This is a genomic window from Dialister succinatiphilus (assembly GCF_928721695.1).
Classification (GTDB): domain Bacteria; phylum Bacillota; class Negativicutes; order Veillonellales; family Dialisteraceae; genus Dialister; species Dialister succinatiphilus.
In genome coordinates this window covers 742,108-761,720 of sequence record NZ_OV788641.1, presented here as the reverse complement: position 1 = coordinate 761,720, position 19,613 = coordinate 742,108, and the positions used below count along the sequence as shown (strand labels likewise).

General features: G+C 52.8%; 14 protein-coding genes. 9 read left to right on the top strand and 5 right to left on the bottom strand.

From position 1 onward, the window contains the following. Position 1: 1 nt before the first annotated feature. Positions 2-781, bottom strand: coding sequence for a 4,5-DOPA-extradiol-dioxygenase (gene ygiD / locus NW747_RS03275; RefSeq protein WP_273187995.1), 780 nt, complete (start codon positions 779-781; stop codon positions 2-4). A gap of 260 nt (positions 782-1,041) precedes the next feature. On the opposite strand from ygiD, the gene NW747_RS03270 reads away from it, so the two are divergent. Together NW747_RS03270 and NW747_RS03265 are read left to right on the top strand one after the other, a co-directional pair. After that, the gene (locus tag NW747_RS03270; protein ID WP_273187994.1) at positions 1,042-1,374 is read left to right on the top strand and encodes a winged helix-turn-helix transcriptional regulator; all 333 of its coding nucleotides are present in this window, start codon (positions 1,042-1,044) and stop codon (positions 1,372-1,374) included. Between the two features lie 167 nt (positions 1,375-1,541). Continuing rightward, on the top strand, positions 1,542-2,171 hold the full coding sequence (locus tag NW747_RS03265) for an NAD(P)-dependent oxidoreductase (protein WP_273187993.1): 630 nt from the start codon (positions 1,542-1,544) through the stop codon (positions 2,169-2,171). A gap of 177 nt (positions 2,172-2,348) precedes the next feature. Here NW747_RS03265 and NW747_RS03260 read toward each other — a convergent pair whose 3' ends face one another. The 3 genes from NW747_RS03260 to amrA form a co-directional block, all read right to left on the bottom strand. Continuing rightward, complete coding sequence (locus NW747_RS03260; protein ID WP_273187992.1) at positions 2,349-2,690, bottom strand: cupin domain-containing protein; 342 nt, start codon at positions 2,688-2,690, stop codon at positions 2,349-2,351. Between the two features lie 482 nt (positions 2,691-3,172). After that, positions 3,173-4,063 (bottom strand): AmmeMemoRadiSam system radical SAM enzyme, encoded by an 891-nt coding sequence (amrS, locus tag NW747_RS03255; RefSeq protein ID WP_273187991.1) that lies wholly within the window; start codon positions 4,061-4,063, stop codon positions 3,173-3,175. A 735-nt stretch (positions 4,064-4,798) separates the two neighbouring features. Further along, entirely contained in the window at positions 4,799-6,148 is a 1,350-nt protein-coding gene (gene amrA, locus NW747_RS03250) for an AmmeMemoRadiSam system protein A (protein ID WP_273187990.1), read from the bottom strand. 778 nt (positions 6,149-6,926) lie between these two features. Between amrA and NW747_RS03245 the strand changes: the two genes are divergently transcribed. The 7 genes from NW747_RS03245 (at position 6,927) to NW747_RS03215 (ending at position 18,330) form a co-directional block, all read left to right on the top strand. Beyond that, a complete protein-coding gene (locus tag NW747_RS03245; protein ID WP_273187989.1) occupies positions 6,927-8,390 on the top strand; it encodes an ISLre2 family transposase in 1,464 nt (487 codons plus the stop codon). Positions 8,391-8,599: 209 nt separating this feature from the next. Beyond that, on the top strand, positions 8,600-9,055 hold the full coding sequence (locus NW747_RS03240; protein WP_232217329.1) for a YwiB family protein: 456 nt from the start codon (positions 8,600-8,602) through the stop codon (positions 9,053-9,055). Then, positions 9,034-10,701: an arginine--tRNA ligase gene (gene argS, locus NW747_RS03235; RefSeq protein WP_273187988.1), complete on the top strand. Its 1,668-nt coding sequence runs from the start codon at positions 9,034-9,036 to the stop codon at positions 10,699-10,701. Before NW747_RS03240 ends, argS begins: the two co-directional genes overlap by 22 nt. A gap of 44 nt (positions 10,702-10,745) precedes the next feature. Further along, positions 10,746-12,362: a CTP synthase gene (locus NW747_RS03230; RefSeq protein WP_273097345.1), complete on the top strand. Its 1,617-nt coding sequence runs from the start codon at positions 10,746-10,748 to the stop codon at positions 12,360-12,362. A 2,285-nt stretch (positions 12,363-14,647) separates the two neighbouring features. Beyond that, on the top strand, positions 14,648-15,922 hold the full coding sequence (locus NW747_RS03225; protein ID WP_273187987.1) for a hypothetical protein: 1,275 nt from the start codon (positions 14,648-14,650) through the stop codon (positions 15,920-15,922). 964 nt (positions 15,923-16,886) lie between these two features. Beyond that, positions 16,887-17,825: a metallophosphoesterase family protein gene (locus tag NW747_RS03220; RefSeq protein WP_273187986.1), complete on the top strand. Its 939-nt coding sequence runs from the start codon at positions 16,887-16,889 to the stop codon at positions 17,823-17,825. Between the two features lie 178 nt (positions 17,826-18,003). Beyond that, positions 18,004-18,330 carry a YqfO family protein gene (locus NW747_RS03215; protein WP_273097479.1) on the top strand — a complete coding sequence of 109 codons (327 nt, stop codon included), beginning with the start codon at positions 18,004-18,006 and terminating at the stop codon, positions 18,328-18,330. Positions 18,331-18,599: 269 nt separating this feature from the next. On the opposite strand, the gene NW747_RS03210 is transcribed toward NW747_RS03215, so the two are convergent. Next, the gene (locus tag NW747_RS03210) at positions 18,600-18,950 is read right to left on the bottom strand and encodes a hypothetical protein (protein ID WP_008859580.1); all 351 of its coding nucleotides are present in this window, start codon (positions 18,948-18,950) and stop codon (positions 18,600-18,602) included. Positions 18,951-19,613 lie beyond the last annotated feature (663 nt).

Sequence of the window (19,613 nt, the reverse complement as noted above, 5' to 3'; positions counted from 1 at the left end):
TTCATGAATTAAGACCGAAGGCATATCCGGTCATGGAAATGGAACCCAGGTTTCTGACCTGGTTGAAAACAAGGGGCTTTTCTCCCTCTGCGGCCCCCAGGGTGTAGAGAAGGGGCAGGAAATGGTCTGCCGTAGGAGCGGCATAGGCAGCGTCGTCATGGTCTTCGTAGTTTATGACTTTTTCGTCATCCCGCTTTTTTACGGCTTCGGTAATGAAGGCGTCAAACCGGTCTGCTGCCGGAGAGCCGCCTTCATTGTTCCATTCCACCTTGTACAGGTTGTGCACAATATTTCCGCTGCCGAAAATGAGGTACCCTTCCTCCCGGAGCGGCGAGAGGGCTTTTCCTATGTCATAGGAAGCGCTGGGAGAAATCTTCCCGTCTATGGAAAGCTGCACCACCGGAATGGAAGCGTCAGGGAAGAAATGGGTGAGCACAGTCCAGCTGCCATGGTCGATGCCCCAGTCATCATTGATATCGGCCGCGGGCAGCAGGGATAATACCCGTTCCGTCAGGGGATGGAATCCCCGGGGCTCATACTTTACTTCATAGAGCTCTTTGGGAAATCCGTACATATCGAAAATCTGCCGGGGAAAAGGGCTGGACTGTACATGGCTTCCCCTGGTGTACCAGTGGGCGGACAGAGACAGAATGGCCTTCGGGCGGCCGAAGGTGTCTATGATTTCCTTTCCCAGATCATGAAAGGTGCGGGTAAGGTCGTTCTTTTCCAAAGCAATCATGGGACTTCCGTGTCCCGTAAAAATAACAGGCATTTTTGTCATGAAATCATCTCCTTGTGATGTACCAGTGAGCTGGTGAAGTGGGGCGGCTTTGGGTCCTTGTTTCCTGTGAGTCACCGTCGGAGGGAGGTCAGATGTCGGACCTCTGACCTTCCGCCTCTGGGCGGCCGCAGCCGGGTATGTTTTGCCCCATATGGTATGTTTTTTTTACTTGCTTTCATTATATGACTGATATAAAATAACTGACAAGAAGGATATTTCCCTTGACCTGGTATGAAATACTTGAGCAATAGGAGGAAATCATGACAAATGAATTATTCGGCATCTGCCCCTTTGTGACAGCCCAGAAGCTGCTGCAGGGGAAATGGGCCATTCTTATCCTGCATGCCCTGAACGAAGGCACGAAACGATTCAACGAACTGGAGCGGGACATCCAAATCACCCATGCCACTTTGTCGTCCCAGCTGAAGTATATGGAAAAGGAAGGACTGGTGCACCGCACCGTGTATCCCGAGGTGCCGCCACGGGTGGAGTACTCCCTCACCGCCATGGGCAGACGGTTTGCACCGGTGCTTGACAGCATCCAGGTATGGGGCGAGGAGTATATAGAATTTCTGAAGGAAAACAGGATATAAGTAAAATAAAATGAATGAGGAATCACAGCCGGAAGGGGGCTGTGATTTTTTTTTGAAGAAATTTAAATGTAACTGTTGACGTTACAATATAACCGTGATATCATATTTGTAACGAAATCAATTACATCAATTCGATGCAGTATGTAAGTATGTAAAAAGGAGAAATTATGATGAAAATCGGAGTTATCGCAGCAAACGGCAAAGTAGGAAGACTGATTGTGAAGGAAGCCCTGGAAAGAGGCATGGACGTGACTGCCATTGTCCGCAGTGCCAATAAGACAGAAGCCAAAAAGGTGATTCAGAAGGATATCATGGATCTGACCCGGGAAGACCTGGAAGGATTTGATGTGGTGGTAGATGCCTTTGGTGTCTGGGACGATGAAAAAATGAATCTCCACAGCGTGACCCTGAACCATCTGGCAGACATTCTTTCTGATACAAAGACCCGTCTTCTGGTGGTAGGCGGTGCCGGCAGTCTGTACACCGATCAGACCCACACCATGACAATTTCCGAAACCCCCGATTTCCCGAAGGCATACCTTCCCGTGGCCAACGGCATGGGAAAGGCTCTGGAGGAACTCCGGAAGAGAAACGATGTGAAATGGACCTACATCAGCCCGGCTGCCGAATTTGATCCGGAAGGAAAAAGGACCGGCTTCTATGTGCTGGCAGGCGAAGAATTCACAGTGAATGAAAAGGGAGAAAGCTATATTTCCTACGCCGACTATGCCCTGGCCCTGGTGGACGAGGCGGAAAAGGGAAATCATATCAGAGAAAGAATCAGTGTAAGAAAGTAAAAAGTAAGAGGATATAAAGGCGGCCCCCTGGGCAAAGGGAACACCACCCTTTGCCCAGGGGGCCGTCAATCTTTTCCTTGAACTTGCTAAACTCTTCTGAATCTCCCGGAATTTGAGAATCTATCTTATGCCATCATAAAAAGCAGCGCTATCAGGGCGCTGCTTTTTGCATATCCTTCAGTTGTCATAAATAATGAGGCCCATGAAAACCAGGTCCTCCTCTCCTGTATTTTCCAGCCCATGGCGGCTGCCGTTTGGGCAGAACATGGCATCCCCCGGCTTCACCTCATAGGTGGTGTCGTTGTCGGTGTACAGGCCATGACCGGAGAGGATGTAGTAGATTTCTCCATCTCCTTTGTGCTGGTGCACGCCCATGGAGCAGCCCTTTTCCAATGTGGCCTTCACATAGACCCGGCATTTGTCTTTCAGTATGTCCGGCCCCGCAATGGGCTGGAGAATGATGCGGCCTTTACCGCCGTTGGCATGTTCAATGATTTTGGGTGGAATTTTTGGAATCATAGAATTTTCCTTCTTTCTTTGGATAAATGGAGATGGGATTGGGGCTGGGGCCGGGGCGGTGCTTTCCGGTATTCCCGAAGGTTGACACGCCTTATGGACAAGCCCCTATGGGGCTTGAAGGTTCTAAAGTTTGACGGGGCTATCGCCCCGAGGGTTCTTAAGTTTGACAGTGGCTCTGCCGCTGAGGGTTGTTGTGGGCGCCTTGCATTTATAGAAGGCGCCCTCTTATGATAAAACCTGACAACCGGGCTTTGCCCGAGGAAAAACAGGCTGATCTCGCTCCGCAGGCGCAGTTATATGGTTTTCCACTGCAGAATGCTTATCATGCCATATGGCACTGAAAGTGAATCCCGTAACGCTGACTTTATGTTCATCGCCCGTAAGGGCGATACCACAACCCTCGGCCTGAAAGGCCGTCAAACTTACGAACCCTCCGGTCCAAAGGACCGGTCCATCTTAAGAACCCTCGGGGCGCAGCCCCGTTAATTTCTCCAGTGATACTCCGCCAGTTCTTCGTCCGTTACATTTCCTATCCTTACGCGGGAAAGGTATTTCCTGGCCCTGTTTCCCAGGGAAACCAGGGTGGAAACAGGTGTGGGCGGCAGGCGGGTCATGCGCCAGCGGGGGAAGAAGCGGGTGATATGGAGGGGCATGGCGGGATCCAGGGAGGCTATCCAACGGACCATGTCCTCAAAGGCTTCGGGGTCATCGTTTTCTCCGGGAATGACCAGGTTGGTCAGTTCCACATGGGATACTTCTGCTGCTCTTCGAATGGTTTCCAGCACCGGATTTCTGGCGGCGCCGCAGATGGTTCTGTAGAAATCGGGCTGCCAGCCCTTGAGGTCGATGTTCCAGGCGTCAATAAGGGGAAGAAGTCTGTCCAATGCTTCGGAGCTGATGAAGCCGTTGGATACCATCACGTTCACCAGGCCTGCTTCTTTGATGAGAGGGGCCGTGTCACGAATGAATTCAAAGGACAGGGTCGGTTCATTATAGGTCCAGGCGATGCCTATATTTCCTTCGGCTGTAAGGGATCTGGCCAGGCAGAGCACCTGGTGCGGCGTCACTTTCCGGCTTTCCGGTTCCTCCTGGGAAATTTCAAAATTCTGGCAGAAGGAGCAGTTCATATTGCAGCCCCAGCTTCCCAGGGAGAGGATGAAGCTTCCCCGATGGAAATAGGCCAGGGGCTTCTTTTCTATGGGATCCAGAGCGGCGGAGGTAACAAGACCGTAGGTCAGTGATTTCAAGAGGCCGTGGTCGTTCCAGCGGGTGCGGCACCAGCCCCTCTGAGAAGGAAGAATCCGGCAGCGGCGGGGGCAGAGACGGCAGGTGCAGATGCCCTTTTCGTTTTTGTCATATAATGCACATTCCATAGGAACCTCCTTTAGGGACAAGCCCCTTTGGGGCTTGAGGGTTGACGGCCCGATGGGCCGAAGGTTCTTAAGGGGCTTAAGTTTGACACGCCTCTGGCGCGAGGGTTGTTGTAGGGCGCTTCTAAATTATAGAAGGCGCCCTCTTATGATAAAACCTTCACAACCGGGCTTTCGCCCGAGGGAAAAAAGCCAACCGCCCTGCGGGCGAGGGAAATGCATCCCCCTTTGGTGGCTGGCGCCACCACCTTGCCCGGTGGGAAGCATGTCACTGGATTCGCGGGTCGCGGGGCTCCCCTATGAATCCAGTTCCTTTGCCACCCCCACTTGGTGGGGGCACTATAAAGCTCCGTTATGCTGTGAGCTGCTTATGAAAGGACTGCTTTTCAGAGCTTTATTCTGCCCCTGTGCACATCCTGCATAGGATGTGCAAGTCGGTCAAAGTAGGCCCTTAGTCTGCCCATAAAAGGGCCTTCCTCTTGATTGACCGACCGAACTGCGGGGGAAGTCCGGCGCAGCCGGATAGGGGGGAGGCGAGCCAATCAGCAGAATGCTTTTCATACCATATGACACAGAAAGCCAATCCCGTAACGCTGACTTCATACTCATTGCCCGAAGGGCAATCCACAACCCTCGGGGCCAAAGGCCCCGTCAAACTTAAGAACCCTTGGGCCGAAGGCCCATCCATCTTAAGAACCTTCCCCTCTGAACCCTCTGAACCTTCACACCCAAGGCGCGTCAATAATACCTCTTCACACGAAACCGATAGAGTTTGACCGATTCTTCCGGCCCAATGCCAGCCTTTCTTTTGGCAATGGCAATCTGTTCTTCCGGCGTGTCCACACCGTCAAGGTCCGGCAGGAGGAGGCCCCGGCGGGTGCCTTTTTCCACGATGACACCGTATTTCCTGGCGTCCAGGTCGGACAGGGAGGCCGGCTCTGGTGCGGAAAGGATGTCTACGGAAATGGTGAGGTCAGAAAGTTCCCGGGCCGCCAGAGGCGGGAAGCGGGGGTCGTCGCAGGCGGCGGCTTTGGCGTTGTGAATGATTTCTTCCGCCACATTGTCATAGCAGGGAAGGAAAGTGCCGATGCATCCCCGGAGGGCGCCGAATTTGTGGAGGGAAACGAAGGCGCCGGCCCGGCTTTTCAGTTCCGGCAAAAGGTCATGGGGTGTTTTCATGATTTTCCCATGGTCCAGGAAATAACGGATGCTTTCCCAGGCCAGTTTCACCCGCTCATCGTGAATTTCTTCCTTTTCCGGTTCCTTCTCGGGGAGGTAGAGGCACACGCCGTAGCCTACGCCGAAGGGGCCTTCATGGGAGAAGCAGGGCATGGCGGCTTTCCGATGCCCCAGAACGCCGAAGAGGAAGTATACCGACGGCAGGCCGCACATGGCGATTTCATCGATGAAATCGGGGGTCATGGAGGTGAGGGGCTTCTTGTCACGGCGCTTCAGGGCGTCCATGACGGCCTGGTCGAAGAGGATGCCTTTGGGGGTATAACCGTTTGGTGAATCTTTCGTTAGCTTGTGGGATAAATCACCGGAGGCGATGACGCCGATTTTCCGCCCCAGTTTGGCGGCGGACCGTTCCACAATGGTTCCCAGAATTTCATTGATTTCATAGTTGGAGAAGCAGGGGGAGAGCATGACGGCCCGGCCCTGGAAGCCGGCTTTCAGCAGGTAGTACATGGGGACGAAGGTGCCCCAGTCCACGGTAAGGGCTTTGCCGTATCGGGCGGCTTCCGCCTTATCCACCCGGTGAAGGGGGATGAGGGGCTCTGCTTCTTTCAGAATAGCTTCGGACAGCATGGGGTCTATGGAAAGGGTCATGGACACGTCCGGCCGTCCGAAGGCGGAGAGGTTTCCGGAAATGGAAGGGGCCAGAAAGAGGGCGGGACCGTCATAGAAACAGAGGTTATGGGGAGAAATAATCACCACTGTGTCTATGCCTTTTTCTACCATGCGCTTCATGGCTTCTTCTTCCGTTTTTACAGTGAGAGCCATGCGGGAAAGCTCTTTTCCGCCGATTTCCGGAATCATAATGGGCGGATGGGGGAAAAGCCCTGCCGCCATACAGGTCGTAGCCATAGGATGCACTTCCTTTCTGTGTTTTCTGTCTTTAGTGTAGTAGCTTTTGAGGGAAAAAGCAAAGTGGCGAAGGGGCTTTATGGACAAGCCCCTGTGGGCGTCGGAAAACAGGCCAACCTCTCTTTGCTCAAGTAATGGCTTCCCCCTTTGGTGGCTGGCGCCACCACCTTTCCGCCCCGATGGGAAGCGTGTCACTGGATTCTCAGTCGCCTACGGCTCCCTGCGAATCCAGTTCCCTTGCCACCGCAAGCGGGGGCACTATAAAGCTCCGTTATGCTGTGAGCTGCTTATGAAAGGAATGTTTCGCGGTGTTTTATTCTGCCCCCTGAATAGGGGGAAGTCCGGCGCAGCCGGATAGGGGGAGGCGAGCGCAGCGAGCCAATCAGCAGAATGCCAATCAAGCTTTATGATACAGAAAGGTAAATCCGTAACGCTGACTTTATAAATATTGCCCCCTAAAGGGGAAACGACTCACTACATTTTGCGCGTCGCTATCGCTCCTTCAAAATGTGTTCGCTGTGCACCGAAGGGCAATCCACAACCCTCGGGGCCGAAGGCCCCGTCAAACTTATGAACCCTCCGGCCCATAGGACCGGTCAATCCTAAGAACCTTCCCCTTTGAACCCTCTGAACCCTCGCGCCGCAGGCGCGTCCCTTAGTGTAAAATTTTACTCGGTAGGGGAATTTTTTCAGAAACAATAAAAGAGGAAAGCCTCCCCTTGAGTGGAAATGTTATAATTTCCGTGGCAAAGAATAAAACAAAGAAAGGGCTTTCCTCATGGATATTATAACAAAAACTGGAGAAATTTGGAGTGAAAATGCAATTGGTGCAGTCATTTCTCTCATTAAGGAATCTGATGACTCTATCGAGGCTGAAAGGAAGCTAACTCATTGGCTCGAAGAAATGAACTGTCAGCTTATAGCTATGGCTCTGGCACGTATTGACACTGAGCTGTATCAGATTTACAAGGTACAGGGGTGGCGTGTGGCGCGCCGGGACTCTAGGACGATTTGCTGCCGCTATGGAGAGCTGACCTATACCCGAAGACTTCTGCAGAAAGAAGGGAAGAGCTTCTATCCCCTGGACTGCAAAATGGGCTTTGAGTCCAGAAAGCACTACAGCCTGGGAATGATTGAGCGGATTGTCGAGGCTGTCGCAATTACCACATCTCGCAGTGCCAGCGAACTCCTGCAAAGCCTGGCAGGAATTACCATCTCCCATCAGTCCGTTATCTCACTCAAGAATTATGCCGGCAAGAAGGCAAAGGCTTACGAAAAAGCATTGGCAGAAGAGGAAAAGGTTGAAAAGCCGACACAGCCGGAAATTATAGCGATTGAAGGAGATGGAATTGTACTCAAGAACAAGGAGAAAGGCGGCGTTTCGGAAGTGCACCGCCTCCAGGTATATGAGGGAGTCAGGAAAAATGGCAACAGGACAGAACTGGTAGGACTTCGCTGCTTTGCATCTACCAGCAGGAAAGAACTTTTTGCAATGGTAAGAAGCTATCTGCATGGGCACTATGACCTGTCTAAGACCACAGTGCTGTCGAATGGGGATGGAGGGGCCGGATACCAGTTTCAGGACTTTGAGCGAATGGTAGAAGGCTGCCTGGATCACCAGCACTTCCTCGACTGCTATCATGTGCATGAAAAGATCCGGACCCGGCTCAGCTTCTGCAACAAGGAACTGGTAGACCACATTATCCGAGAGCTTCACCGGACCGACAATATTATGAAACAGATTCCCGTATGGATGGATACTTCCCGGAGCTGCGCCCGGACAGAGGAGGATTTGGAAGAGGTAGACAGGCTGCAGAGCTATCTGGAGAGAAATGCTCCCTATATCCCCAGCCTGAGTCAGCGCGGCATCCATACAGAGATTCATCTGGGGACTGCAGAAACAAATCACCGGTTCTACAGCTATCGCATGAAGCGGCAGGGACGGAGCTGGTCCAGCGAGGGAATGGAGTGTATGGTTTGGGTATTAACCGCCCGGAAGAATAAAACACTTACAGCAGCTCTCCTGTACCATGCTAATGGGAAAAGCTACAAAAAGATGGATAGAGCCATGCACAAGGCTGCGGTGCAGGCAGAGCGTAAAATTGCCCAGAATGTCCGGAGTGAGGCGCAGAAGCGTAAAATGAGAAACTATAGGCCAGGATGCCTGGAGGGGCGTATAGGCGTTTATGGAGCTTCTTCTTCACCAATAGGGAGACTGGCCAGAGCTATACAGAAATACTGATTAAACCGAAGCCACGGAGATAGTAATCATCGACAGTCAAATGAATTACCGAGGAAAACTTGACACTTACGGCGCGTCCTGCCACCCTTGTCACTTTCTTTCCTTCCATGGTATAATGAGTAGTCTTGTATTTATAGAATTCTTCTGAAAAAGAAGGGCTCTATCTATGATATAATAATGTATATATTTTACAGACCGGGGAGGCGATAGTGTTGGAAAAGCATGTCATTATCAATGTGACTTCCCTGCAGCGGGACGAGAACGGGAAGGATGAGACCATTTCCCTGGAAACTCCGGGTATTTACGGAGAAGAGGGGGATATGCAGTACATCAGCTACCGGGAAACGAAGCTGGCAGGCATGGAAGGCACCACTACCACTCTCCGTATTTTTGATGATCATGTCAATCTCATACGGGATGGCAGTTTCCTGCAGAACCAGGAGTACCGGCTGGGGGAACCGTCGGAGTCAGGTTATGTGACGCCCATGGGGGCCCTGAAGGTGACTGTGGTGACCAGGGAAATAGAAAATTCCATTGTCCATGGGAAAGGACGGATGCGTCTTTCCTACGATGTGGAGCTGGAAGGTCTGTTTACCCATTTGAATGAAATTATTGTTGATGTTCGAGAGGATCCGGAATATTCATGGAAGTCAGAGAAGAACTGAAAGAACTCATTGAAAAGGCAAAGGATGCCGCTGTGGCGGCAGGGGAGCTGCCGGAGGGAGATTATGCTCCGGTGCAGCGGCTGGAAGTCCCGAAGGAAAAGGATTTCGGCGATTATTCCACCAATGCAGCCATGCAGTGGGCCAGGACAGCTCATAAGGCACCCCGCATGATTGCAGATGTGATTGTGAAACATATGGATACACCGCTGGTGTCCCGCATGGATATTGCCGGCGCCGGATTTATCAATTTCTTCCTGGCCAAGGATACGGTGTACACCGAATTGAAGAATATCCTGGCAGCCGGCCCTTCCTATGGTGATCTGCCGAAGGACAGGAAGGACCGGATTCTGGTGGAATACGTTTCCGCCAATCCCACAGGCCCCCTTCATATCGGCCATGCCCGGGGCGCTGCTTACGGTTCCGCCCTGGTGAACCTGCTTCGGGCTGCCGGCTATGATGTGCTGTCGGAATATTATGTAAATGATGCAGGCAATCAGATCGACCATCTGGCCGAATCCATCAATGCCCGCTACCTCCAGCTGAACGGCATTGATGCCGAAATCCCGGACGACGGCTACCATGGCCAGGATATTGTGGAAACCGCCCGCCACATTCTGGAAAGGGACGGGAAGAAATACCTGGACATGGATGAAAAGGAAAGGCTTTCCATTTTCAAGGAACTGGGACTGAAAGAAAAGCTGGCTGCCCTGAAAAAAGACCTTCATGATTTCAACGTGGACTTTGACAACTGGTTCTCCGAAAAGTCCCTCTATCCGGACCAGGTGAACGCAGCGCTCAAGGTGCTGAAAGATGAAGACAATATGTATGAAAAGGACGGCGCCCTGTGGCTCCGTACCACGAAAAACGGCGATGACAAGGACCGGGTGGTGATTCGTACCAACGGCGTGCCCACCTACTTCTGCTCTGATATCGCCTATGTAGGAAATAAGATCCGCCGGGGCTACAACAAGCTCATCGATATCTGGGGCGCTGACCACCACGGATACATTATCCGCCTGAAAACGGCCATGAAATTCCTGGGCTATAACCCCGATGATTTTGAAATCATGCTTCTCCAGATGGTCACCCTCCTTCGGGACGGGAAGCCGGTGAAAATGTCCAAACGGACCGGCGAGGCTGTCACACTGCGGGAACTGATGGATGAAGTAGGCACCGACGCAGCCCGTTATTTCTTCTGCGCCAGAACCCTGGATTCCCAGATGGATTTCGATATCGACCTGGCCAAGAAGCATTCCAATGAAAACCCGGTATACTACATCCAGTATGCCAATGCCCGTATTCACAGCCTGTTCAACCAGGCCAGAGAAGCCGGCGTATCCTGGGACAGCACCTTTGGACATACCGATTTCACAAAACTTACCGAAGAATGTGAACTGGATCTCATCAAGAAGATGGAAAATTACCATCAGCTCGTGGCCGGCGCCGCAGCGGAAAGAGCACCCCAGCGCATTGCCAAATATGCCTATGAACTGGCTGCCCTTTTCCATCATTTCTACAGAGAATGCCGGATCCTGGGCGTAGACAGCGAAACCACGCAGGCCAGACTGGGCCTCATTACAGCCGTACAGTATATCCTGGTCCATGCCCTTCACATTCTGGGGGTTACGGCACCGGATCATATGTGATAGATTTTCTTTCCATTGCATCAATCATTTCATAAGGAGGTCCCATGACTAAATATATCTTCGTAACCGGCGGCGTTGTTTCGTCCCTGGGCAAAGGCATTACCGCCGCATCCCTGGGAAGACTTCTGAAGAACAGAGGATACAAGGTTACCATCCAGAAATTCGATCCCTACATCAATATTGACCCGGGCACCATGAGCCCCTACCAGCACGGGGAAGTCTTCGTCACCGACGACGGTGCGGAAACAGACCTGGACCTGGGCCACTATGAACGATTCATCGATGAGAACCTGTCCAAAGCCTCCAACGTCACCACCGGCAAAGTATACCAGTCCGTCATCAACAAGGAAAGAAAAGGCGAATACCTGGGCTCCACCATCCAGGTCATTCCCCATATTACCAATGAAATCAAAGACCGGGTACTCCGGGTAGGCAGAAACGACAACGCCGACATCGTAATCACCGAAATCGGCGGCACCGTAGGGGACATCGAATCCCTGCCCTTCCTGGAAGCCATCCGTCAGGTGAAGAAAGACGTACCGAACCGGAACGATGTGCTCTATATCCATGTCACCCTGGTGCCCTACATCGAAGCGGCAGATGAACTGAAATCCAAGCCTACCCAGCACTCCGTCAAGGAACTGCGTTCCATCGGCATTCAGCCGGACATTATCGTATGCCGCACCGTGAAGGAACTGCCGGACGATATGAAACGGAAAATCGCCCTCTTCTGCGACGTGGAACCGAATGCAGTCATTAACAACCTTACCGCCCAGAGCATTTACGAAGTGCCCCTCCTGCTCCAGAAAGAAGGACTGGACCGCATTGCCCTGGAAAAACTGGGACTGGACGACAGCCCCTGCGACATGGACGACTGGAAAGCCATGGTGGGCCGCATCCTGTCCGCCGACAAGGAAGTGGACATTGCCCTGGTAGGCAAGTACGTGGAACTCCACGACGCCTACCTCTCCGTAGTGGAAGCCCTCTCCCATGCAGGCTACGCTTTCGGCACCAAAGTCAATATCCACTGGATTAACTCCGAAGTACTGGAAGAAGAAAAACCGGACCTTCGCGAAGTATTCAAAGGCATCGACGGCATCGTAGTGCCCGGAGGCTTCGGCTACCGCGGCGTAGAAGGAAAAATCGAAACCATTAAGTACGCCCGCACCAACAACATCCCCTTCCTGGGCCTCTGCCTGGGCATGCAGTGCGCCGTCATCGAATTTGCCCGTGACGTATGCGGCATGAAAGACGCCAACTCCACCGAATTCGATGCAGAAACCCCGTACCCAGTCATCGACCTTATGCCTGACCAGGAAGACGTCACCGAAAAAGGCGGCACCATGCGCCTCGGCATCTACCCCTGCAAACTCACCGAAGGATCCAAAGCCCGGGAACTCTACGGCGGCCAGGAAATCGTATACGAAAGACATCGTCATAGATACGAAGTATCCAACGCCCTCCGTCCGGAACTGGAAAAAGCAGGCCTCTCCATCTGCGGCACCAGCCCTGATGGACGTCTGGTAGAAACCATCGAACTGAAGGATCACCCCTACTTCGAAGCTACCCAGGCCCATCCGGAATTCAAGAGCCGCCCCAACCGTCCCCATCCCCTCTTCGTGGGACTGGTGAAAGCAGCCATTGAACATCATAAGGGATAAAGATAGGCAAAAGCACCGCGGAAGCGGTGCTTTTTTGATGGACAAGCCCTATCGGGCTTGAGGGTTGACGGCCCGCTGGGCCGAAGGTTCTTAAGGGGCTTAAGTTTGACGCGCCTTTGGCGCGAGGGTTGTTGTAGGGCGCCTTATGGATACGCCCTGCGAGCGTGAGGGTTCTAAAGTTGTGCGCCAGTTCGGCGTGTATAGTATAGTCTGGTGAAAGCCCAGACCCGGCAAAGCCTAGCAAGCAGCCGGTACTTAGTCTTGCATGTGAAGCCGTGAGGCCAGCATGAAGCGTAGACAAAGGAGTGCGAGAGCCGTAATGCGAAAGCGTGAAGCGATTCAGCCTCGTTAGAACGACAAGTGGAAGCCGATACTCTAACTTTGGTCGCAGGCAGAAATGCGCAGGTCGGTAAGCGAGAACTGTGCAGGTTCCACCGGGGTCATAGAGCATGGCGAGCGCACGAAGTACTATACATGTACCTGGGAGAGCTGACAAGGGTCCTAAATGGATGACACCCATCCCAATGGTATGGACGCCAAAATACTTAACTGTATGGAGACGTCACAGATGCCCGGTCAGCAGTCGGATTACCTCATAGTAGTGATGAAACCTGTGAAAGCAGGTGGAGTGAAGGGGGTAAAGAATAGTCAACAATCGCAGGGAAACAGGTTCTGCACAGAGATGTAGAAGAAACTAAGACTTAGAGATTAGTTAAATGTAAACGGAACTGCAACTGATAAGGTGTAACGAGTACACCTCAAGGACTATTCTAAGAGCCGTATGCGGGAAAACCGCACGTACGGTTCTGTGAGGGGCGGACAGAGTAATCTGATTCCGTCTACTCGACTGACGGGGCTCTCGCCCCGAGGGTTCTAAAGTTGTGCGCCAGTTCGGCGTGTATAGTATAGTCTGGTGAAAGCCCAGACCCGGCAAAGCCTAGCAAGCAGCCGGTACTTAGTCTTGCATGTGAAGCCGTGAGGCCAGCATGAAGCGTAGACAAAGGAGTGCGAGAGCCGTAATGCGAAAGCGTGAAGCGATTCAGCCTCGTTAGAACGACAAGTGGAAGCCGATACTCTAACTTTGGTCGCAGGCAGAAATGCGCAGGTCGGTAAGCGAGAACTGTGCAGGTTCCACCGGGGTCATAGAGCATGGCGAGCGCACGAAGTACTATACATGTACCTGGGAGAGCTGACAAGGGTCCTAAATGGATGACACCCATCCCAATGGTATGGACGCCAAAATACTTAACTGTATGGAGACGTCACAGATGCCCGGTCAGCAGTCGGATTACCTCATAGTAGTGATGAAACCTGTGAAAGCAGGTGGAGTGAAGGGGGTAAAGAATAGTCAACAATCGCAGGGAAACAGGTTCTGCACAGAGATGTAGAAGAAACTAAGACTTAGAGATTAGTTAAATGTAAACGGAACTGCAACTGATAAGGTGTAACGAGTACACCTCAAGGACTATTCTAAGAGCCGTATGCGGGAAAACCGCACGTACGGTTCTGTGAGGGGCGGACAGAGTAATCTGATTCCGTCTACTCGACTGACAGCGGCTCTGCCGCTGAGGGTTGTGGTGGGCGCCTTACATTTATAGAAGGCGCCCTCTTATGATAAAACCATTACAACCGGGCTTTCGCCCGAGGGAAAACAGACCGACCTCGCTCCGCAGGCGCGGTTGTATGGTTTTCCACAGCAGAATGCTTATCATGCCATATGGTACAGCAAGGTCATCCCGTAACGCTGACTTTATAAGTATTGCCCGAAGGGCAATCCACAACCCTCGGGGCCGAAGGTCCCGTCAAACTTTAGAACCCTCCGGCCCATGGGGCCGGTCAATCCTAAGAACCTTTCCTTTTGAACCTTCTGAACCCTCACACCGAAGGTGTGTCCAGTGGCGCAGCCGGATAGGGGGAGGCGAGCGCAGCGAGCCAATCAGCAGAATGCTTATCATACCATATGACACAGATAGGTTAATCCGTAACGCTGACTTTATAAGCATTGCCGCAGAGCGGCAATCCACAACCCTCGGGCCCGCAGGGCCCGTCAAACCTAAGAACCCTCCGGCCCAGCGGGCCGGTCCATCTTAAGAATATTTTTTCTGCCCCCTGAGCGAAGCGATACACAACCCGCCGCCGGCAGGCGGCCACAACCCTCGGGGCGCAGCCCCGTCAACCCTCACGCCGCAGGCGTGTCCGTGGGCGGAGCCGCGCCCCTTTTCCCTCTGTCTGGTGTATAATAAAGAAAAATTCCCTTTTCGTTTCCCCGAGAGAAGGTGTCCTTCATGCATGATGAACAGATGACCGAGGAGAAGAAAAAGATTATTCATCTCCTGCTTTCCCGCATGACCGGCCGGTTTTATCCTCTGGCCTGCCAGAGCTTTGCAGTTCCTGACATGACGGTGGACCGGGCGGTGACGGCTATGGCCCGGAAGAAGAATCTGCCCTGGGCTGATAACAAAAAGGTACGGAACAGCGTCATTCGGAAGTACGTCCATTTCCGGCTGGAGCTGGCTTCTCTTATGGTGAAATCGGACAGCAGGTGTTCTGATTTCCTGGCGGAAACGGTGAAGGACAGTTTGGATTTTGACATTACCCGCTCCTTCAGCGGGGAGTTTGACAATGTGCGCCGGGCCCTTCTGCCCTTTAAGTCTCCTTTTGCCATGGAAAGCGGCATGGTGATTCCCCTCATTACCTATCTGTCTGCAGAAACGGGTGTGTCCCTTTCGCCGCTGACAGACTATCTGATGAAGGAAACAGAGGAGTACATGGCCAGGGTGAAGGAAGAAAGTGCTTCTTTCATGGATGCCCTGTCCTTCTGCAATCCCGATTTCCACGATACCACCGCATTGAAGCTGCCTTTCCTTCTTCTTCAGTGCATATGCGAGAACCTGGGCATGGAGGAGGGGGGACTGGTGACGGAAAGCGCGCAAATCCTCATGCCCCTGTCAGAGGTGACGCCCTACATGGCAAAGAAGAAACTAACTCCTGCGGGGGCCCGTTTCTTTTACCATTACATTGTTTTCCGGGCCATGGTGCTTTCCTTCTTCGGGTCCTATATGTATCAGGACAGAAAGCTCCGGGACTCCATTTATAAAGGCGTCATGAAAAGCCGCCCCGTGATGCGGCTCATCCGCACTGCCAGGGCCATCCATTTCCTGGCGGATGAGGATTTCATCATGAACCAGCGGCTCTATCTGAAAATCAATATGTTCATGCGGCAGTGGGCGATTTTCGATCCGAAACGGAAGGAACACTACTACCGCTACTACCCCAATTTCACTTCCTACATCGGCGACCGCATGGAAGATGAAAGTTTTGGAGACCGGATTAATCTGCTGTTAGATGAATTCTGCCAGGCAGACCGGTTTACCCTCTCTGAACGGGACCGGAATTTCCTCCTCCAGGAAACGGCGGCCTATATCAATACAGTGAGCCACGCCATGTACTTTGCCTACAATATCGGATTCAGGCGGCCCGAGGATTTCATCGATTCCCGGTGGAATGAGCGGACAAAGAATCCGCTGCTCAAAGGATTCAAGAAAATCTTCGGCCTGTGAGGCAACCGCCCTGACGCCCTGTGGGGCTTGAGGGTTCAAGCGCCTTTGGCGCGGTCGGGATCGGGACCGGGACCGGGACCGAGGCGGTGCTTTCCAGTATTCCCGAAGGTTGACGCGGTTTCGCCGCGAGGGTTGATGGCGCCGCCGGGCCTCTGGCCCTGGGCGCCAAGGGTTCTGTCCGGGACCGGCTGACGCCTCCCGGACGGGTTGAGGGCTCCGCCCTCGGGAGGTATATAGTATCGCTGCGCTGGCGAGGTGGGCGCCCTTTGGGGCGCCAGTATAAATGCCGCCTTTGGCGGCGAAAACCGGACAACCGCCCTGCGGGCGTTGGAAATGCCTCCCCCCTTTGGTGGCTGGCGCCACCACCTTCCCCCCGCAAGCGGTGGGACTATGGGTACTTAGACATGGAGCCATGCCTCTGCAGGAAAGCATAGAAACCTATTCTGCCCCCTGAACAGGGGTGGCAAGGGAACACGATTCGTAAGGAAGCAAAGCGACCTGAGAATCGTGTGACACGCTTTCCCGTGGAGAAGTCCGGCGAAGCCGGATAGGGGGAGGCGAGCGCAGCGAGCCAATCATCAGAATGCTTATCATGCCATATGACACAAATGGGTGAATCCGTAACGCTGACTTTATACTCATCGCCCAAAGGACGATACCATCACCCTCAGCGCCGCAGGCGCTGTCGCCCCTGAGCGAAGCGATGCACAGCGAACATGATTTGAAGGAGCGCCAGCGACGCACAAATCATAGTGAGTCGTTTCCCCTGTGGGGTGCAACCCTTCTACACAACCCGCGGCGGAGCCGCGCCCCTTTTTTAATCTGCGGCGAAGCCGCCACCACAACCCTCGGCCCAAAGGGCCGTCAAACTTAAGAACCTTTAGAACCTTCGGGGCGCAGCCCCGTCAACCTTCACGCCCGGAAGGGCGTGTCCACATGTTCTGTTATAGAAAGGACTTTTTCCATGTTTCGTTTGATAACCTGTTTCTTCCTGTCCCTCTGCTGTCTGGCCTTTGCAGGCTGCGGAAAGGAGGCACCTGCTCCGTCGGGAAAGGATTATGAAAGAATCGTTGTGGTGTCAGATCTCCATTATCCCAGCAAGGCCACCGATGATGCTAAAAGGCAGGCTATCATCGATAACAAAGTGAAAGCCCGGGATGAAATCAATGGCTGGAAGGATGTGGATCTTAAAGTCTTTACCGGCGATATGGTGGAAATGTATGGCTCCATGAAGCAGATGGAAGAGGCCAAACAGTTTATTGACGGTTTCCATGGAGAAAAATCATTTCTGGCAGGAAACCATGAGCTCTTCTACAGGGAAGAACTGAAAAACGGCAAGCCCGTCATGGCGGATCCATCTCTCAGAAAAGCTCATGAAGAAAATTACGAAAAGGTCTTCGGCCCCCTTCACAGCACAAAGAAGCTGGGCCAGTACCTGCTCGTTTTCCTGTCTCCGGAAGATACAGAAGGTAAATTTCCGGTGGCCATGTCCAAAGAAGAAATGGAATGGCTGAAATCGACGCTGCAGGAAAATAAAAACAGCCCCACCATTATTTTCTATCATGCCCCTTTGTCGGATACCATGATTCCCTATAATGATAAAATCGGAAATCCAAGAAATTTCGCCCAGCCTGCAGGAGATATCGATCTGATTCTCCTTACCAATCCCCAGGTGAAACTGTGGGTGTCCGGCCATACCCACACGCCGCCTACCCAGCCCACCTTTGCTAATGAGGTGAACTACTACCACGGGAAACTGCTGGATGTGTACAATCCCACCTGGGATGGAAAGCAGGTGTGGACCAATTCCCTCTATCTCTATAAGGATAAAATCGTGATTAAAACCTATGACCATAAAAAAGGAGAATGGATGGACCAGCTTACGAGGACAGTAACGCTGTAAGGAAATGGAATCACCGGCGGCGGGAGACTGCATTCCCGCAGGCAAAAGGATCCAGGCGTCTTTGGCGCCGCAGGTTCTATTGTCCCTGTGCTCGCGTTTTAGGCCCGTTAACCATCCCCTTTAAAACGTAAGAACCCTTTAAACCAGGGCCGCTTTTCGGCCCAGACAGGAGGCTGCTATGTACAAAATCCAAGTCTATCTTCCGCCGGAATCTCTCCGCAAGATCAGAAAAGCTGTAGAACAGGCAGGGGGCGGGAAAATCGGAAATTATGAAGGCTGCATGTCCTGGTGGAAAGTGCGCTCTTCCTGGGTGACCATGGATGGCGCCCATCCCTATCATGGAGAAGTGGGGGAACGGACGGAAGCAGAGGAATATATTCTCCAGTGCCGGGTGGATGAAGCCCATATAGAACCAGTGGTGCGCGCCATAAAAAAAGCCCACCCCTACGAAGAACCGGTGGTGGACGTGGTAAGACTGGATGAAAAAAGTTTCCTGCCAGTATGAGTGGGGGATCAGGCCGCTCCCGTCATTTCGAGGGAAGCGAAGGGGAGCCCGGACATCTCCGGATAAACAGTTTCCTGCCGGCATGGAAAGCAGTGGAGTCAAGGCACCCCGTCATTTCGAGGGAAGCGAAGCGCAGCCCGGAAATCTCCGAGCAAAAAGTTTCCTGCCGTGATGAACCGCAGAAGCAGCAAGCCGAATAGGAAACCAGCCCGTGCAGGAAACCTAAAAAACCTGCCGGTATGACAGCGCTGTCATACCGGCAGGTTTTTTTATTTCCGCTGCAGGAAAACCTGGTTAATGCGATACATATACGCACCATTGGGGAAAGTGACTTTGGTGGCGTTCACATAACTGCCACTGCTGGTAAAGTGGATGCGGGACAGCTCGCCGGCCATGTCCAGATACTGCCAGAAAGCGCCGCCTTTTTCTGTTTCAAAGAGGACGAAAAGGTAGGGGGACAGAGCGGATACCTGGGATTTGGCCGATGATATGGCGGAAAGAAGGGTCCCCATGTCCACCTCCTGATTTTCCGGGAGCACGGGATGAGGGGTGTACTCTTTAGGCACTGTGGTGATGCTGACGTAACGGATAGGTAAGTTCATAGTTTCTTCCTGATTCATGATGCACTCCTTTGGAAAAGAAAATCGATGGCAGGCGCCTTTCGGCGCGGTCGGGATCGGGACCGGGGCGGTGCTTTCCAGTATTCCCGAAGGTTGACACGCCCTTACGGGCGTGAGGGTTGATGGCGCCGCCGGGCCTTTCGGCCCTGGGCTGCCAGGGTTCTGCCTGTGATCGGCTTCGCCTTACAGGCGGGTTGAGGGCTCTCGCCCTCGGAAATTATATAGTATCGCTGCGCTGGCGAGGTGGGCGCCTCTAAATTATAGAAGGCGACCTCTTATAATAAAAAAAACTTTACAACCGCCCTGGGGGCGAGGAAATGCAATCCCCCTTTGGTGGCTGGCGCCACCACCTTTCCCCCGCAAGCGGGGGAACTATAAAGCTTCGTTATGCTGTGAGCGACTTATGAAGAGAGTGTTTCGCGGTGTTTTATTCTGCCCCCTGCATAGGGGTGGCAAGGGAACACGATTCGTAAGGGAGCAAAGCGACCTGAGAATCGTGTGACACGCTTTCCCGTGGATGCACAGCGAACATGATTTGAAGGAGCATTAGCGACGCACAAATCATAGTGAGTCGTTTCACCTTTAGGTGGAAGTCCGGCGAAGCCGGATAGGGGGAGGCGAGCGTAGCGAGCCAATCATCAGAATGCCTATCATGCCATATGA

Excerpts from the sequence above, each read along its gene's own strand:
- amrS (WP_273187991.1), bottom strand. The coding sequence starts at position 4,063 with ATGGAATGTGCATTATATGACAAAAACGAAAAGGGCATCTGCACCTGC.
- NW747_RS03230 (WP_273097345.1), top strand. The coding sequence starts at position 10,746 with ATGACTAAATATATCTTCGTAACCGGCGGCGTTGTTTCGTCCCTGGGC.
- NW747_RS03225 (WP_273187987.1), top strand. The coding sequence starts at position 14,648 with ATGCATGATGAACAGATGACCGAGGAGAAGAAAAAGATTATTCATCTC.
- argS (WP_273187988.1), top strand. The coding sequence starts at position 9,034 with ATGGAAGTCAGAGAAGAACTGAAAGAACTCATTGAAAAGGCAAAGGAT.
- NW747_RS03265 (WP_273187993.1), top strand. The coding sequence starts at position 1,542 with ATGATGAAAATCGGAGTTATCGCAGCAAACGGCAAAGTAGGAAGACTG.
- NW747_RS03210 (WP_008859580.1), bottom strand. The coding sequence starts at position 18,950 with ATGAATCAGGAAGAAACTATGAACTTACCTATCCGTTACGTCAGCATC.
- NW747_RS03270 (WP_273187994.1), top strand. The coding sequence starts at position 1,042 with ATGACAAATGAATTATTCGGCATCTGCCCCTTTGTGACAGCCCAGAAG.
- ygiD (WP_273187995.1), bottom strand. The coding sequence starts at position 781 with ATGACAAAAATGCCTGTTATTTTTACGGGACACGGAAGTCCCATGATT.
- NW747_RS03220 (WP_273187986.1), top strand. The coding sequence starts at position 16,887 with ATGTTTCGTTTGATAACCTGTTTCTTCCTGTCCCTCTGCTGTCTGGCC.
- amrA (WP_273187990.1), bottom strand. The coding sequence starts at position 6,148 with ATGGCTACGACCTGTATGGCGGCAGGGCTTTTCCCCCATCCGCCCATT.
- NW747_RS03215 (WP_273097479.1), top strand. The coding sequence starts at position 18,004 with ATGTACAAAATCCAAGTCTATCTTCCGCCGGAATCTCTCCGCAAGATC.
- NW747_RS03245 (WP_273187989.1), top strand. The coding sequence starts at position 6,927 with ATGGATATTATAACAAAAACTGGAGAAATTTGGAGTGAAAATGCAATT.
- NW747_RS03260 (WP_273187992.1), bottom strand. The coding sequence starts at position 2,690 with ATGATTCCAAAAATTCCACCCAAAATCATTGAACATGCCAACGGCGGT.